Consider the following 14,645-nt stretch of genomic DNA (forward strand, 5'->3'; position numbering starts at 1 on the left):
TCCGCCGGTGTGGCGGCTCGAATGCTGGCTCAGGCGTCCAGAACGGAGCGGACGCGCTGGAGGTCGTCCCACACCGCGCGCACCCACCCCGGGTTGCGGAGGAGCGCGGCGGGATGGTAGGTGGGCACCAGGGGAATCCCCTCGTGCTCCGGGGCGGGCCGGTAGCGGTGGTCGCGCCCGCGCAGCTTGCCGATGGTGATGTCGGTGCCCAGCAGCGTCTGCGATGCGAACGCTCCGAAGGCGACGATGACGCGCGGCTTCACCAGCTCCACCTGGCGCAGAAGGTACGGGCTGCACGCCTCCACCTCGTCCGGCTGCGGGTTGCGGTTCCCCGGCGGACGGCACTTGAGCACGTTGCAGATGTAGACCCGCTCGCGCTCGAAGCCGACGGTGGCCAGCAGGAGGTCCAGCAGCTTCCCCGCCCTGCCCACGAAGGGCCGCCCGGTACGGTCCTCCTCCTCGCCGGGCGCCTCGCCCACCACCAGGATGTCGGCGTCGTGCGCCCCCTCGCCGAAGACGACGTGGCGGCGCGTCTCGGCGAGGCGGCAGCGCGGGCAGCCGAGCGACACGTCGCGCACCGCGTCCAGCGTGGGGAGGATGCGGATGGCGTCCGCGCCGATCCCGCGCGCCGGCGAGTCGGGCGACTGCGGCATCGGCGTGCTTCCCGGCACGGGGGCGCCGGCGCGGCGGTGCAGCGGGCGCTCGGGCGCTTCGCCCGGATTGGGCCCGGGAGGCGGCGGCGCGGTGCGGGCGGCGGGCGCCGGGGAGCGCTCCGCATGCGACAGCGCGGCGCGTACGTCGCCCGTGGTGTGGCCGTCCAGCACCAGCTCCGTGTCGCCGAGGTCGCGGCGCTGGCGGAGGTAGCTCCGGAGGAGATCCTTTGCGTCGGCGCTCACGCGGGCACCGCGGCGCGCGCGAGGAGGCCCTCCACCCGGTCGAGGATGTGGTCGGCGACCTCGGACTTGGGCATCAGCGGGAGCGCTTCGTCCGGCGCGTCGGGGCTGAGCAGGACGACGCGGTTGGTGTCGACCTCGAAGCCGGCGCCGGGCTCGGTAGCATCGTTCACCACCAGCAGGTCGAGCGCCTTCCCCAGCAGCTTGCGGCGCCCGTTTTCCACCGCGTCCGCCGTCTCCAGCGCGAAGCCGACGACGACGCTCCCGGCGCGTCGCGCGTAACGGGTGGCGCGCAGCACGTCGGCGGTCGCTTCCAGACGCAACTCGGGGACTCCGGACGCTTCCTTTTTCAGCTTCTGCGCGGCGGGATCGGCGGGGCGGAAGTCCGCGACGGCCGCCGCCATCACCAGCGCGTCGGCGTCGGGGAGCGCGGCCTCGACTGCGGTGCGCATCTCCTCCGCCGTCTCGATGCGGCGCAGCTCCACGCCGGCCGGGACCGGGAGCGGCGAGGGGCCGGAGACGAGGAAGACGTCGGCGCCGCGGCGCCAGGCGGCGGCGGCGAGCTCGTAGCCCATCCGCCCCGACGAGCGGTTGCCGATGTAGCGCACGGGGTCGATCGGCTCGCGCGTGCCGCCGGCGGTCACCACCACGCGCCGACCCGCGAGCGAGCCCGAGCCCTCCAGCGCGCGGCCCGCGTGCGCGACGATCTCGTCCGGCTCGATCATGCGGCCCGGACCCTCGCCCTCGCCCCACGCCAGCGGGCCGACGGCGGGGCCGGCCAGCCGGTAGCCGAACTCCGCCAGGCGGCGCAGGTTCCCCTGCGTGGCGGGGTGGGCGTACATCCGGTCGTTCATCGCCGGGCAGAGGACGACCGGCGCCTCCGTCGCGAGAAGGACGGCGGCGAGGAGGTCGTCGGCCATGCCTGCCGCGGCGCGCGCCAGGAAGTTGGCCGTGGCCGGGGCGACCACGACGGCGTGCGCGTCGCGGGCCAGGCGGATGTGGAGGTTGGGGTCGCCCTGCGGGTAGAGCGAGGTGTGGACGGGACGGCCCGTGAGCGCCTCAAAAGAAAGGGGGCGCACGAACTCCAGCGCGCCCCCGGTGAGGACCACGTCCACCGCGGCGCCCGCCAGCGTAAGCTCGCGCGCCACGGCGATGGCCTTGTACGCCGCGATCCCCCCGGTGACCCCCAGGACGACGCGGCGCCCGCGGAACGGGCGCCGCGGTGCGCGCGGCGCGGCCACGTGCTTACTGGCCCGAGGGGCGCAGGCGCTTCGACAGGTGGAACTCGGCCCGGCCGTCCGCCACCTCTTCCAGGGCGGTGGTGGTGAGCTTCTCGCGCGGCTCGTCGTTGCCGCCGCTCACGGTGGGGTCTTCCATCATCTCGCCGCGGCGCAGCTCGTTGAGGTTGCGCGCCATCTTGGCGGCGACCAGGACGCCGAGGTACTTGCTGCCGGTGTGGCGGGCGGCCTGGCCCGGAGTGACGACTCGCATTGCTCTCTCCTTGCTTCTGAACGGCGCCGGGGACCTGCCCCGGCGTCCGGTGTGGACGTTGCTACCCCCGAGCGGCGCCCAGGTACCCTTCGATGTCGCCGCACATCCGCGCGATCTCCGCCTGCAGGGCCGGAATGCGGCTCACCCGCCGCGTTTCCGCGAGCAGGATGCGCTCCACTTCGTCGACCGCGCGGGCCAGGTCGTCGTTGACCACCGCGAAGTCGAAGTGCGCGGCCTCGCGGATCTCGTCGCGCGCGTTGGCCAGCCGGCGGAGGCGAACCTCCGCGTCCTCGCTTCCCCGCCCCGCCAGCCGCTCCACGAGCGCCTGCCCCGACGGCGGCAGCACGAAGACGAACACCGCTTCCGGGAGCTTGCGGCGGATCTGCCGCGCGCCCTGGACGTCGATGTCCAGGAGGAGGTACTCGCGCCTGGCGACGGCCTCGGCCACGTTGCGGAGCGGGGTGCCGTACAGGTTGCCGTGCACCTCGGCCCACTCGATCAGCTCGCCCGCGTCGATCATCCGGCGGAACTCGGCGTGGTCCACGAAGTGGTAGTCCACGCCGTCGCGCTCGCCGGGCCGCGGGGGGCGCGTGGTGGCCGAGACGGAGAAGACCACGTCGCGCCGCCGCTCGCGCAGCGCCCGCGCGATGGTCGTCTTGCCGGCGCCGGAGGGGGCGGCCAGGACCAGCGGAAAGGTGCGTCCCGCCAGCCCGTCCGTCACTCGACGTTCTCCACCTGTTCGCGGAGGCGCTCGATCTCTTCCTTGATGGCCACCACGCGGTGCGAGATCGCCGCGTCGTTGGCCTTGGAGCCGATCGTGTTCGCCTCGCGGTTCATCTCCTGGACCAGGAAGGAGAGGCGCTTCCCCACCGGCTCTGCCGCTTCGGCCGCCAGCAGCTCGCGAAAGAGCTCGTTGTGCGAGCGGAAGCGCACCAGCTCCTCGTTGACGTCCCAGCGCTCGGCCAGGTACGCCACTTCCTGCGCCAGCCGGTCCGGATCCACCGCGACGCCGCCGGCCAGCTCCGCGATGGCCGTCCGCAGGCGGTCCCGTTCCGCCACCAGCCGCGCGGGCGCCCGCTCCTCTACCACCCGCAGCGCCGCGTCGATGGCGCGGAGCCGTCCTTCCAGGTCGTCGTGCAGGCGGCGCCCCTCGTCCTCGCGCATCCCCAGGTTCTGGCGCGCGGCCTCGTCCAGCGCCGCGCGCAGCTCCTCGGGCGTCACCTCCAGCTGATCCGCCTCGCCCTCGTCGCGGACGATGACGTCGTTGAAGCGGGTGATCAGCGCCAGGTCCGGCTCGCCCGGCACGCCCATCCGGGTGCCCATGTCGCGGAAGAGGGCGAGGTACGCCTGCACCCGCTCCTCGTCGATGCGCAGGCCGCGCGCGGCGGGGCTTCCGGCGGGGGGCTCCAGGCGCACGGAGCAGTTGACGTGGCCGCGCGCGAAGTGGGCGCGCAGCCACTCGCGAAGCTCCCCTTCCCACCGCGCGAGGGCGTTCGGAAGGCGGAAGTTCACGTTGAGATGACGGTGGTTTACCGTCCGCACCTCCACCCGAAGGGTACCCGCCGCGGTCTCCCGCTCGGCCTCCCCGTACCCCGTCATGCTTCGAATCATAGACGGCGGAAGTTACCCGGAATGCGGTGCGGGAGCAACCCCACAGATGCGGCGAACGGCGGAACTGCATGTCTCACGCGGAGGCGCGGAGACGCAGAGAGAACAACAGCAACAGCCTCACACAGAGGGCACAGAGGGAACCGCAAGCCACAGAGGACAACCTTTAGCTGTTTTCCTGAGTGGCTCTGTGGCTCTATGTGAGCCCGCTGTTGGTTCGCGAAGTCTACGCGCCGTCGTCGAACTTGATCCGCACGACGTCGCCCTCCGGAAACGACGCGCGTACCTCCAGTTCTCCGCCCATTGCGGCGATCGCGCTGCGCAGGGACCCGATCAGCATGTCGCCCCGCCGCTCCATGCGGGACAGCGCTCCCTGGCTTACCTGGAGGCGGCCGGCGAGTTCGACCTGGGAGAGTTCGCGCATCTCCCGCAGCTTGGGCAGCGTAAGCTCCATCGGGGGAACCGTCCTCAAACGCCCGCGGAGCAGCTCCGTTACTCGTTTTAGAGTGGCAGACTCGCTCGTGTAGATCTCGTCAGCGTGGGAGTCGAAATCGTCACCAGACGGGGTGGAAACGCCGAACCCCTCCTTTGGCCGCCATTCGATGGTCACGTGGTGCCCTTGAAGCTCGACGTCGAGCCACCAACTGCCGGATGGGGTCGCGGCGGGATCCATCGCCAGAGCGGCGGTCGGGAACCGTTCCTGGAGCCGATTTCTGAGTCGTTCAACCTCGTTCATCGCAACCTCCTTCGGAGAAGCCAACAGCAGTTTCAGACGACGTCGCCCTGATCGAGTTGCCAGACACTTCGGCCATCCGCGCCCGGCTTCTGGAAGTGTACGTAACCGTCGATCCCCTGCACCTCCATCGATCCGTTCGCACCGACGAACGTGTTGTGCTTTCGGCTGCGGTAACGTACCACCAGCGGATGGCCGGCCGCCGGGCGCGCGCTGTCGGGTTGCGGCGGGTAGAGGCGGCCGTCCACGAACCAGTTCTCCGGATCGTACGGAATGGAGGTGAGTTCATCCTCCACCTGGTTGAGGATGGTGGCGAACTGGGCCAGGACCTCCTCCGCAGAGGCCGCATCAGGTATTTCGGCCAACCTGCGGAAGACCTCCGCCAAACGGCTACTCTTCGGAAGTTGCACGCTCGCGCACTCCCTTTATTACTGCGGAGTAATATGTACCACCGTACGTGTCTCCGTCAAACGCTACGAGATGCGATGAGGGGCCGCACTTAGCAGCGCGGCCCCAACACGTCATCTGGCGAACACAACTGTGAAGTGAATGGCTCAAGCGGAGAGAGGCGGAGCCGCGGAGGACTTTCTCGTCCGCGGCTCCGCCTCTTCGCTTCGAGCCCATCGTCGTCAGTTCCTGAAGAACCAGCGCACACCGTACAGCGCGCGGGAGCCGGCGATGCGGGTGCCGGGAATGTCGAGGCCGGGGGCGTTGAAGGCGTTGTCCAGGCGGTAGAAGACGCGCACGTCCACGATGCGGATCTGCACGAAGAGGTTGAAGACGGCGTAGCGCGGGGTGAGGACCGTCGTCTCCTCGGTGGCGCCGGGGAGGGTGCTGCGGCCGCGGCCAATCGCCTCGATCCGGAACAGCGGCTCCAGGTTTCCGTCGCGGTACACGTTGCGGAACTCCAGCGCGCCCCGGCCGAAGTAGGTCGGCAGGTAGCGGCGCGTCACCGTGTCCAGGCGGCGGACGAACCAGCCGTCGAAGCGCAGGTGCTCGGAGAAGACGGGCGCGGAGGCGTACCCCTCCAGCGCCGTCACCGCGCCGCCATCCGCGAGGCCGGCGTTCTGATCGAATGCTAGGCCGTATGGCGCGACCGACTCCACGTCGTGCGCGACGAAGGCGGCGCCGAGCTGGTAGGGACCACGCGACATCTCGGCCCCCGCGCGGAGGCCGGCGAGCGTCGGCTCGAGGAGGCGGATGATGCCGACCGTGTCGGGCACCTGGAGCGGGGTGCGGCCCACCAGCCCGCCAAAGGTGCGGAGCGAGAGCGCGGTGTCGGCCAGGAACGGGATGGCGCGCACGCCGGCGCCGATCTGGCCAAAGAGCGTGACGCCGGCGAAGGGGCCGGCGCGCACCATCGCGTCCGTCTCGGTGCCCGCCTCGCCACCAAGTGTGCGGAGGCGCACCTCGCCGCGCGCGGTGAGCCAGGAGAGCGGCGCCAGGACGGCGCGTGCGGAGAGCTCGCTGGCGTCGGGCGCGTACGAGCCCTCGTCGCCGCGGTGCAGGCGGAAGGCGCCGGAGACGTTGCCGATGCCGATGTCCATCGTCGCGCGGCCGAACCCCTGAAGGGAGCTGACGTCCGCGTTGACGGAGTCGGCGGCGGCGGGCGACTCGCGGCTCTGCCCGATCCCCGCATCCACCCAGATGCGGTTGAGGAAACGCCCGCGCCCGCGCAGGACGATCTCGTTGCGGTCGAGGCTCTCCTGCATGAAGACGGCGCTCCCTACCTCCTGCTCCGTATCGATGGCGGAGCGGCGGTAGTCGAGCTGGAGGCCCAGGTCGGGGCGGAACTGGTAGCTCAGGCGGCCCATCAGCGTGTTGATGCTGAACGGGTCCTGCCGGCGGAAGCCCTGGCTCTGCGACAGGTCGAGCCCCGCCTGCATCATGAATCGCCGCCCCAGCGGGCGCGAGAAGTAGCCGCGCAGGATCCGCGAGTTGAAGTCGCCGTCCGCGCCCTCAATCATCGCGAAGGCGCGCGCGTCCGGGAGGCGGAAGGTGGAGATCTCCACCCGCACCTCGTTCAGGTCCCGCTCCACACGCAGCGCGGTGACGTCCACCAGCGGGATGCGCTGCAGGTCGAAGGAGGCGCCGTTCAGCGCGCGCATCTCCCAGCCGTCCAGGAAGACGCGGAAGCGCCCGCCCCCGCCGCCCAGCAGAGACACTCCCGCCGGGCGCCCGAAGTTGCCCGAGCGGGTGATCAGGATTCCCGGGATGCGGTCGAGCAGCTCCAGCAGCGTGAGACTGTGGTAGTGGCCCAGCTCCTCGCGCGTGAACTCCCACACCGCCGCGCCGAAGCCCGGCGTCCCGGCCGCGACCGGGAACTCGGGGAAGTTGGGCGCGGGCGTCAGCGTGTCCGCCGCCGCCGAGTCGCGCGCGGTGCTGTCGGGGCGCGGGCGGTCCGGCAGGGTGTCCGCGCGCAGCGCTTCGGGCGGCACCGTCACCTGGATGGTGTCGCGGCGCGGGGGGCGCACGGTGTCTCGCGGTGCCGGGCGCGGAACGGTGTCGCGCGGCACCTGCGCGGCGAGTGGAGACGCGAGCAGCACGCCGAGGGCCGCCGCGAAGGTTGCGGCGGCCCGGACCGGGGCGCGGGGGAGGAGGATGCGCGTCAACCCGTCACCCCGCGCGCGCCAGCACCCAGTCCACGAAGAGGCGCGTGGGTACCCCGGTGGCGCCCTTCACCTGGTACGACAGCTTCCCCTCGCCCCACGCGGTGCCCGCCACGTCCAGGTGGGCCCACGGGTACGACACGAACTCGCGCAGGAACCAGCCGGCGGTGATGGCGCCAGCCGGGCGCCCGCCGCTGTTCTTGATGTCCGCGTAGTCGCTGCGGATCTGCTCGCGATACTCCTCGAACATTGGGAGCTCCCAGCAGCGCTCGCCCGTGCGGTCGCCCGCGGCGCGCACCTCGGCGATCAGCGCCTCGTCGTTCCCCATGACGCCGGTGGCCTGGTGCCCCAGCGCGACGACGCAGGCGCCGGTCAGCGTCGCCGCGTCCAGCACGGCGACGGGGTCGAAGCGCCGCGCGTAGGAAAGGGCGTCGGCCAGGATCAGCCGGCCTTCCGCATCCGTGTTCACCACCTCGAACGTCTTGCCGGAGTGGGCGCGGAAGATGTCGCCCGGCTTCATGGCGCGACCGCCCAGCAGGTTCTCGCTGGAGGGGACGATGCCGATCACGTTGGCGCCCACCCTGAGCTCGCCGATCGCCTGCATGGCGCCGAGGACGCCCGCCCCGCCGCACATGTCGAACTTCATCTCCTCCATCCCCGGCCCGGGCTTGATGGAGATGCCGCCCGCGTCGAAGGTCAGCCCCTTCCCCACGAGCACCAGGGGCCGGTCGCCATCGGCGCCGCCGCGGTGCTCCAGCACGATGAAGCGCGGCTCCTCGTCGCTGCCGCGCGCCACGGCGAGGAGGGCGCCCATCCCCTCGGCTTCCATCTCGGCGGGCCCCAGGATGGTCACCGTCATCCCGTGCTCGCTTCCGATCCGCTCCGCCACGCCCGCCAGGTAGGTGGGCGTGGCGATGTTTCCGGGGAGGTTGCCCAGGTTCCGCGCCAGGTTCTCCGCGCGCGCCGCGATCTCGCCGACGCGCGCGCCCTCGGCCGCGGCGCTCTCATCCACGCCGTCGGGGAGGAGGATGGTGACGGAGCCGAGCTCGACCGGCGCGGGCTGGCCTTCGGGGAGCGCCTTGAGCTCGGTGAAGGTGTAGGCGCCAAGCACCACGCCCTCGGAGACGGCGCGAGCGGCCTCATGCGCACCCAACGCGCTGGCGGGGAGGAGAACGGTGGCCTCGGAGGCGCGCGCCTTCGCGGCCTGCTTGGCGGCGGTCCCGCCCACGCGGCGCAGCTTCTCCGCGGTCAGCGCGTCCGCCTTCCCCGCGCCGGCCAGCAGGAGGCGCTCGGCACCGGAGGCGGGGTAGAGGAGGACGCTCTCCCCTTCCTTGCCGGTGAAGTCGCCGCGGGCGTGCGCGGCGGCGGCCTCCGCACCCAGGGACGCATCGGGAGCGGCGCCCTCGAAGATGGGGGCCACGAGCAGCGGGGTCCGCTGCCCGGCCGGGCCGGCGCGGCGAACGGAAATGTTCATCAGGATGCTTTGCTTGCCATGGGAAAAACGAACCGCCCGGCGTCGCTTATGCGGCCGGGCGGCACGTACACCCTACATGTGGGCGATGATCCGGCGGCCGAACTCGGAGCACGACACCTTGGTGGCGCCCTCCATCAGCCGCTCGAAGTCATAAGTAACGGTCTTGGCGCTGATCGCGCCTTCCAGCCCCCTGATGATCAGGTCCGCCGCCTCGCCCCAACCCATGTAGCGGAGCATCATTTCGCCCGAGAGGATCACCGAGCCCGGGTTGACCTGGTCCTTGCCGGCGTACTTGGGCGCGGTGCCGTGCGTCGCCTCGAAGATGGCGTGACCGGTAACGTAGTTGATGTTCGCCCCGGGCGCGATCCCGATGCCGCCCACCTGCGCCGCGAGCGCGTCGGATACGTAGTCGCCGTTCAGGTTGAGCGTAGCGATCACGTCGTAGTCCCGGCCGCGCGTCAGGATCTGCTGCAGGAAGGCGTCGGCGATCGAGTCCTTGATGATGATGCGCCCGTTGCCCTCGGCCGTTTTCTGCGCCGCGTTGGCCGCATCCTCGCCCTGCGCGTCCTTGATGCGGTCGTACTCGGCCCAGGTAAAGACGCGGTCACCGAACTCGCGCTCGGCCAGCTCGTAGCCCCACGTCTTGAAGGCGCCCTCGGTGAACTTCATGATGTTCCCCTTGTGCACCAGCGTCACCGAGCGGCGCCCGTTCGCCAGAGCGTACTCGATGGCCGCGCGCACCAGGCGCTCCGTCCCCTCGCGCGACACGGGCTTGATGCCGAAGCCGCTGGTCTCGGGGAAGCGAACCTTCTTGAAGCGGGCGCCGAAGTTCTCGGCCAGGAGCTGGCTGAAGCGGGCCGCGTCGTCGGTGCCTTCCTCGAACTCGATGCCGGCGTAGATGTCCTCGGTGTTCTCGCGGTAGATCACCATGTCCACGTCGCCCGGGCGCTTGACGGGCGAGGGGACCCCCTCGAACCAGCGCACCGGCCGCACGCAGGCGTACAGGTCCAGCACCTGGCGCAGCGCCACGTTCAGCGAGCGGATGCCGCCGCCGACGGGCGTGGTGAGCGGCCCCTTGATCCCCACCAGGTAGCCGCGGAAGGCGTCCAGCGTGGCGTCGGGGAGCCAGCTCCCGGTCTGGTTGAAGGACTTCTCGCCGGCGAGCACCTCCATCCAATGGATGCGCCGCTTGCCGCCGTACGCCCGCTCCACGGCGGCGTCGAAGACCGGCTGCGATGCCGCCCAGATGTCGGGCCCGGTGCCGTCGCCCTCGATGAAGGGAAGGATGGGCTGGTCGGGGACCTGGAGCGCGCCGTCGCGGATCTCGATGCGCTCGCCGCCCGCGGGGGGAGTGGGCTGCCAGTCGGACATGGGGTTAGGCTCGTGGAAAGGTTTGAAGGACGGAAGTGCTGAGTGCTAAGTGCCTAGTGCCTAGTGCCTAGTGCCTAGTGCTCAGTAGCAGGTGCCCGGTCCGCACGCGGAGCCACTGAGCACTTGGCACTGAGCACTTGGCACTGCTGTTAAAAGAGGCGCGGCGGGCACTCCGCCGCGCCCCCGAAGGCGGTGGTCCGCCGTTGTCGCTACCGCTCCGCGATGGGCTTGACCTTGAGGTCGCGCGGGCCCACGTACTCCGCCTCCGGGCGGATCAGGCGGTTGTTGGCGTACTGCTCGAAGAGGTGCGCCGTCCACCCCGGCGTCCGCGCCATGGCGAACACGGCGGTGAACAGGTCCATCTCGATGCCCAGCGTCGTGTAGACCGAGGCCGAGAAGAAGTCCACGTTGGGGTAGATCTTCTTCCCCTTGGCCTCCATCTCCTCGCCCATCACGCTGCGGATCTGGTCGGAGAGGTCGAGCCACTTGGTCTCGCCCGCCTCGGCCATGATCTTGTCTGCCAGCTCGCGCAGCACGGTGGCGCGCGGGTCGGTGGCCTTGTACACGCGGTGGCCGAAGCCCATCACCCGCCGCCCGCCCGCGAGCGCGTCCCGCACCCACTCCTTGGGCGTGGTGCCGCTCTCGTCGATCTCGCGGAGCATGTTCATCACCTCCACGTTCGCCCCGCCGTGCGACGGACCCTTGAGGGTGCCGATCGCGGAGGTGATCGCGGAGTAGACGTCCGACAGCGTCCCCGCCGTGACGCGCGCGGCGAAGGTGGAGGCGTTCATCCCGTGCTCGGCGTGCAGCACGAGCGCGACGTCCATGGTGCGGATGCGCGTCTCGTTGGCCTCTTCGCCGTTGAGCATGTAGAGGAAGTTGGCCGCCGTGCCCAGCCCGTCCTTGGGCTCCACCGGCTCCAGCCCGCGGCGGATGCGGTCGTACGCCGCCGTCACCGTGGGGAGCTGCGCGGTGAGCAGGATCGCCTTGCGGCGCAGCTCCGGCTCCGAGTTGTCGTCCGCGGCCGGATCGTACATGCCGAGCGCGGAGGTCACCGTCCGCAGCACGGCCATCGGGTCCGCGTCCTTGGGAAAGGCGCGGATCATGTCCATGATCTCGGGGCGAACGCGGCGCTGCGCGGCGATCTGCCCGTTCAGCTCGTCCAACTGCTGCTGGGTGGGGAGCGAGCCGTTCCAGAGGAGGTAGCAGACCTCCTCGAAGGTGGTGTTCCGCGCGAGGTCGTCGATGTCGTACCCCCCGTAGATCAGCTCCCCGTTAGCCCCGTCGATCCAGCTCAGCCTGGACTGGCCGACGACCACCCCTTCGAGACCCTTGGCGGCCATTTCCGCTTCCTCAAGCGCTTGTGCGAACGTAAGTTTGGCGACTCCCCGCCGGTGTACCGCGGTGCCCCGGCGGGCGCCCCGCGGCGGTGCAGCATCCGGGCCAGCGGAGGCGGGCCAACATAGCAACGCCCCCAGCGCCTCGCAAGGTGAAACAGGGCGTCGTGGAACGGTGTGCGCGGGGCGGCGCGGCCGGCGCGGCCCCGTTTTTCCATGTGCGGTGCCGCGTGCACGATTCCACTGACTCGGAGCTGATCCAGCGCATCCTCGGCGGCGAGGGCGAGCGCTACGCGATCCTGGTGGAGCGCTACCAGGATCCGCTCTTCCGTCATGCACTCGGCATGGTGGGCGACGCGGACGCGGCGGCGGACCTGGTGCAGGACTCGCTGGTGAAGGCGTACACGCGCCTGCACACCTGCAACGACCCGTCGCGCTTCGCCGCCTGGATCTTTCGCATCCTCCGCAACCGCTGCCGCGACTGGCTCAAGAACCGCCGCCAGCACACCGTCGAGCTCAAGGACGACACCGCCTCCACCTCCGACGACGAGGACCCCGCCACGGTCCTGGAGCGCAGCGAGCTGGGCCGCGTCGTCGAAGCCGCCCTCGCCCGCCTCCCCGAAGCCCAGCGCGAGGCCTTCCTCCTGAAGCACGTCGAGGGCCTGTCGTACGAGGAAATGGCCGATCGCCTGGAAACGGGGATCAGCGCACTCAAGATGCGGGTGATGCGGGCGCGCGAGGCGCTGCAGCTGCTGCTGCGGGACGTGGTGTGAGGGGGGAGGCCCCCTCCCCCCGACCCCCTCCCCCGCCTGCGGGGGCGCAGGGCGGGTGAGGGGGAGAACAGCACAGATCCGGCACGGGCGCGATTTATCGCGCCCGTGCCCGGCACCGCTCCGATGCCCGTCCGGCCGCACCGATCCGGTAGGGGCAGACCTGCGTGTCTGCCCTCCCCTGCCCTGGCCCCGGACCCCTGCATCGAATACCGATCGTCGTAGGGGCCGCCCCACGTGGCTGCCCGTGCCCTCCCCGGCACCGTCGCCCGCAATCCAGGTCCGGCCACAACGCCCCTCCCCCACGGCTCGCGTGGAAGAGGGTGCCGCATGCCGTCTACTCCCCCGCCCGCGACGCCTCCCGCGGATCCGCCGCGTCCGCGTCGCCGGTCTCCTCGTCCAGCACCCGCGCGTGTTCGGCGCAAAGGGTAGTCTCGGGGATCACCTCGAGGCGCTCCCACTCGATGTCTTTGTCGCAGCGGGCGCAACGGCCAAAGGACTCGGGATCGTCGTAGAGCCGCCGGAGGGCATCGTCGATGGCGTACAGACGGCCGCCCTCCATGCTGGTGATCATGAAGTCCTTTTCCTTCTCCTGGCTCTCCGTCGCGAGGTCGGCGGGGTGGACGCGGTACTGGCTCAGCTCGCCCGCCCGGTCGCGCAGGTCCTGCACCTCGGCGTCGTGATGCCCGATCGCGTCCAGCACCTGCTCGCGCTCGCGGATGAGGAGGCGCTCCACGGTCGTGCGCTGTTCTTCGGTCAGCATGCGTGCTCCTGTCGGTCGTCGTGAGCGGCGCCATGCGGGCCGCGTGACGCGGTCGTCTACAATGTCCGTGCCGGATAACAGCAAAGGGCTCACGCGGAGACGCGGAGGCACGGAGAGAAATCCTCTCTGCGCCTCCGCGTCTCCGCGTGAGCCGATATCTTTTCCGCGGAACTATACCGCGGGCGGGAGGAGCGTGGCGGTCAGCCAGGCGCTCAGCAGGGGGAGCAGGTGCTCGTCCTTGTGCAGCGACGCCTGCGCGCCCACCTCGCGCGCGCGCTCCGCCAATCGGTCCGGCGCGATGCCGCTCACGAAGACGGTCGGCGTGGCGGAGAAGTCGGTGATGCGGCGCAGCTCCTGGTGGACCTGGAACCCGTCACGGCCGGGCATCTCCACGTCCAGAAGGAGGGCGTCCGGGCGGGTGGCCGGGCCGCCCTGCGCCCACGCCAGCAGCTCGTCGCCGGTGCCGAACCGCACGACCTCGAAGCCGCAGCGGTCCAGCCACATGGAGACCACCTCGGCGTGGATCTCGTCGTCGTCCGCCAGGGCGACCAGGGGGCGCTTCGCGTTGGGGAGTGCCATCAGAATGTGCCTTGGTTCTTATCGGTCTCGCGCGATGCGCTCGCGCCAGAAGTCCGCCGCGCTGGTCAGCGCGCTCTCCGTGAAGCGCACGCCCAAAGTGGCATAGAAGCCGCGCCCGCCCTGCTGCGCGAAGTCGGGATCGATCAGGTTACCGAAGCGGTAGCCGCCCTCCACTTCAACCCGCGGCCCCAGCGCGGCCACCAGCGCCGGCGCCAGGTTCCACCGCGAGGCCCGCCCGGTCGCGTCCAGCAGCACGCGTCCGTCCATCCGCATCGACAGCGGGCCGCGGAGCTCCTGCTGGAGGCGCGCGCCGCCGAAGTGCGCCAGGTTCGACACCGCGCCCAGCGCCGTGCTGCTGTCCTGGCGCGAAGCCCAGCGCACCGCGTAGCGCGCGCCGATCTCGGTGCCCTGGCGCACGGCCCACAGCGCGTCCGTGGCGCCGATCAGCCGCCGCTCGGAGAGAGCCGGCGAGCCCACGCCGCCGGCGAGGAGCGGGTTGACCGTGTTCCGCCACTCCAGCTTGGCGAGCACGTTCAGGTCGTTGTGCTGTGCGGGGCGCATCGCCAGGCCGACCAGGGAGCGGTCACGGCGGGCGAGCTGCATCGCGTTGCCCACGTTGCGGTTGTCCTGCCACCAGTCGTGCCGCGTGAGGAGCGCCGCGGACGAGCCGATGGGAAGGTCGCCTGCCACGTCGATGCGGTAGCCCTGGGCCTCCGCGCCGCCGTGCAGCTCCGCGCGAGCCGAGAAGCGCAGCGCGCTGTCGGTGGGGAGGTACTCGACCCCGGCGCCCGTCGACCAGCGGTCGCGCTCCGTCTGCGCGAAGGGAAGGGCGCGCGTCGGATCCAGGAGCGAGGCGCGGTTCAGGCCGAAGTGGCGCTCGGCGAGCACGTTGAGCGCCCAGCCGCCGTTCAGGCTCAGCCGCTGGTTCCACCCCAGCACGGCGGAGTGCGAGGCGCGCTCGGCGTCGGCGCGCTCCAGGCCGCCCCACATCTGGCCGCCCAGGATGGCGCCGGTCCG

Annotated in this window: 15 protein-coding genes; 1 reads left to right on the forward strand and 14 read right to left on the reverse strand. The window is 71.2% G+C overall.

Features of this window, described 5'->3' with window-relative positions; translation table 11 throughout:
• Positions 1–29: 29 nt before the first annotated feature.
• The 11 genes from VF647_24890 to VF647_24940 form a co-directional block, all read right to left on the reverse strand.
• Complete coding sequence (locus VF647_24890) at positions 30–896, reverse strand: uracil-DNA glycosylase (GenBank protein HEX8455339.1); 867 nt, start codon at positions 894–896, stop codon at positions 30–32.
• On the reverse strand, positions 893–2,134 hold the full coding sequence (gene coaBC, locus VF647_24895; protein HEX8455340.1) for a bifunctional phosphopantothenoylcysteine decarboxylase/phosphopantothenate--cysteine ligase CoaBC: 1,242 nt from the start codon (positions 2,132–2,134) through the stop codon (positions 893–895). Before coaBC ends, VF647_24890 begins: the two co-directional genes overlap by 4 nt.
• A 4-nt stretch (positions 2,135–2,138) precedes the next feature.
• Positions 2,139–2,384, reverse strand: coding sequence for a DNA-directed RNA polymerase subunit omega (rpoZ, locus tag VF647_24900; GenBank protein ID HEX8455341.1), 246 nt, complete (start codon positions 2,382–2,384; stop codon positions 2,139–2,141).
• A 61-nt stretch (positions 2,385–2,445) separates the two neighbouring features.
• The gene (gene gmk / locus VF647_24905; protein ID HEX8455342.1) at positions 2,446–3,105 is read right to left on the reverse strand and encodes a guanylate kinase; all 660 of its coding nucleotides are present in this window, start codon (positions 3,103–3,105) and stop codon (positions 2,446–2,448) included.
• A complete protein-coding gene (locus tag VF647_24910; protein HEX8455343.1) occupies positions 3,102–3,983 on the reverse strand; it encodes a YicC/YloC family endoribonuclease in 882 nt (293 codons plus the stop codon). Before VF647_24910 ends, gmk begins: the two co-directional genes overlap by 4 nt.
• 235 nt (positions 3,984–4,218) lie before the next feature.
• A complete protein-coding gene (locus VF647_24915) occupies positions 4,219–4,728 on the reverse strand; it encodes a hypothetical protein (protein HEX8455344.1) in 510 nt (169 codons plus the stop codon).
• Positions 4,729–4,760: 32 nt separating this feature from the next.
• Positions 4,761–5,111 (reverse strand): hypothetical protein, encoded by a 351-nt coding sequence (locus VF647_24920; GenBank protein HEX8455345.1) that lies wholly within the window; start codon positions 5,109–5,111, stop codon positions 4,761–4,763.
• Between the two features lie 243 nt (positions 5,112–5,354).
• Complete coding sequence (locus tag VF647_24925) at positions 5,355–7,337, reverse strand: TonB-dependent receptor plug domain-containing protein (GenBank protein ID HEX8455346.1); 1,983 nt, start codon at positions 7,335–7,337, stop codon at positions 5,355–5,357.
• A gap of 4 nt (positions 7,338–7,341) precedes the next feature.
• Positions 7,342–8,808 carry a leucyl aminopeptidase gene (locus VF647_24930; protein HEX8455347.1) on the reverse strand — a complete coding sequence of 489 codons (1,467 nt, stop codon included), beginning with the start codon at positions 8,806–8,808 and terminating at the stop codon, positions 7,342–7,344.
• Between the two features lie 72 nt (positions 8,809–8,880).
• The gene (icd, locus tag VF647_24935; protein ID HEX8455348.1) at positions 8,881–10,179 is read right to left on the reverse strand and encodes an NADP-dependent isocitrate dehydrogenase; all 1,299 of its coding nucleotides are present in this window, start codon (positions 10,177–10,179) and stop codon (positions 8,881–8,883) included.
• A 209-nt stretch (positions 10,180–10,388) separates the two neighbouring features.
• Complete coding sequence (locus VF647_24940) at positions 10,389–11,522, reverse strand: citrate/2-methylcitrate synthase (GenBank protein ID HEX8455349.1); 1,134 nt, start codon at positions 11,520–11,522, stop codon at positions 10,389–10,391.
• 224 nt (positions 11,523–11,746) lie between these two features.
• On the opposite strand from VF647_24940, the gene VF647_24945 reads away from it, so the two are divergent.
• Positions 11,747–12,289 carry a sigma-70 family RNA polymerase sigma factor gene (locus VF647_24945; GenBank protein ID HEX8455350.1) on the forward strand — a complete coding sequence of 181 codons (543 nt, stop codon included), beginning with the start codon at positions 11,747–11,749 and terminating at the stop codon, positions 12,287–12,289.
• A 334-nt stretch (positions 12,290–12,623) separates the two neighbouring features.
• On the opposite strand, the gene VF647_24950 is transcribed toward VF647_24945, so the two are convergent.
• From VF647_24950 to VF647_24960, 3 genes are all read right to left on the reverse strand, one after another.
• Positions 12,624–13,049 carry a TraR/DksA C4-type zinc finger protein gene (locus VF647_24950; GenBank protein HEX8455351.1) on the reverse strand — a complete coding sequence of 142 codons (426 nt, stop codon included), beginning with the start codon at positions 13,047–13,049 and terminating at the stop codon, positions 12,624–12,626.
• Positions 13,050–13,220: 171 nt separating this feature from the next.
• Complete coding sequence (locus tag VF647_24955; protein HEX8455352.1) at positions 13,221–13,628, reverse strand: response regulator; 408 nt, start codon at positions 13,626–13,628, stop codon at positions 13,221–13,223.
• 18 nt (positions 13,629–13,646) lie between these two features.
• Positions 13,647–14,645 (reverse strand): hypothetical protein (locus tag VF647_24960; GenBank protein HEX8455353.1); only part of this gene is annotated, 999 nt, incomplete at its 5' end.

It is taken from the genome of Longimicrobium sp. (genome assembly GCA_036387335.1).
Classification (GTDB): domain Bacteria; phylum Gemmatimonadota; class Gemmatimonadetes; order Longimicrobiales; family Longimicrobiaceae; genus Longimicrobium.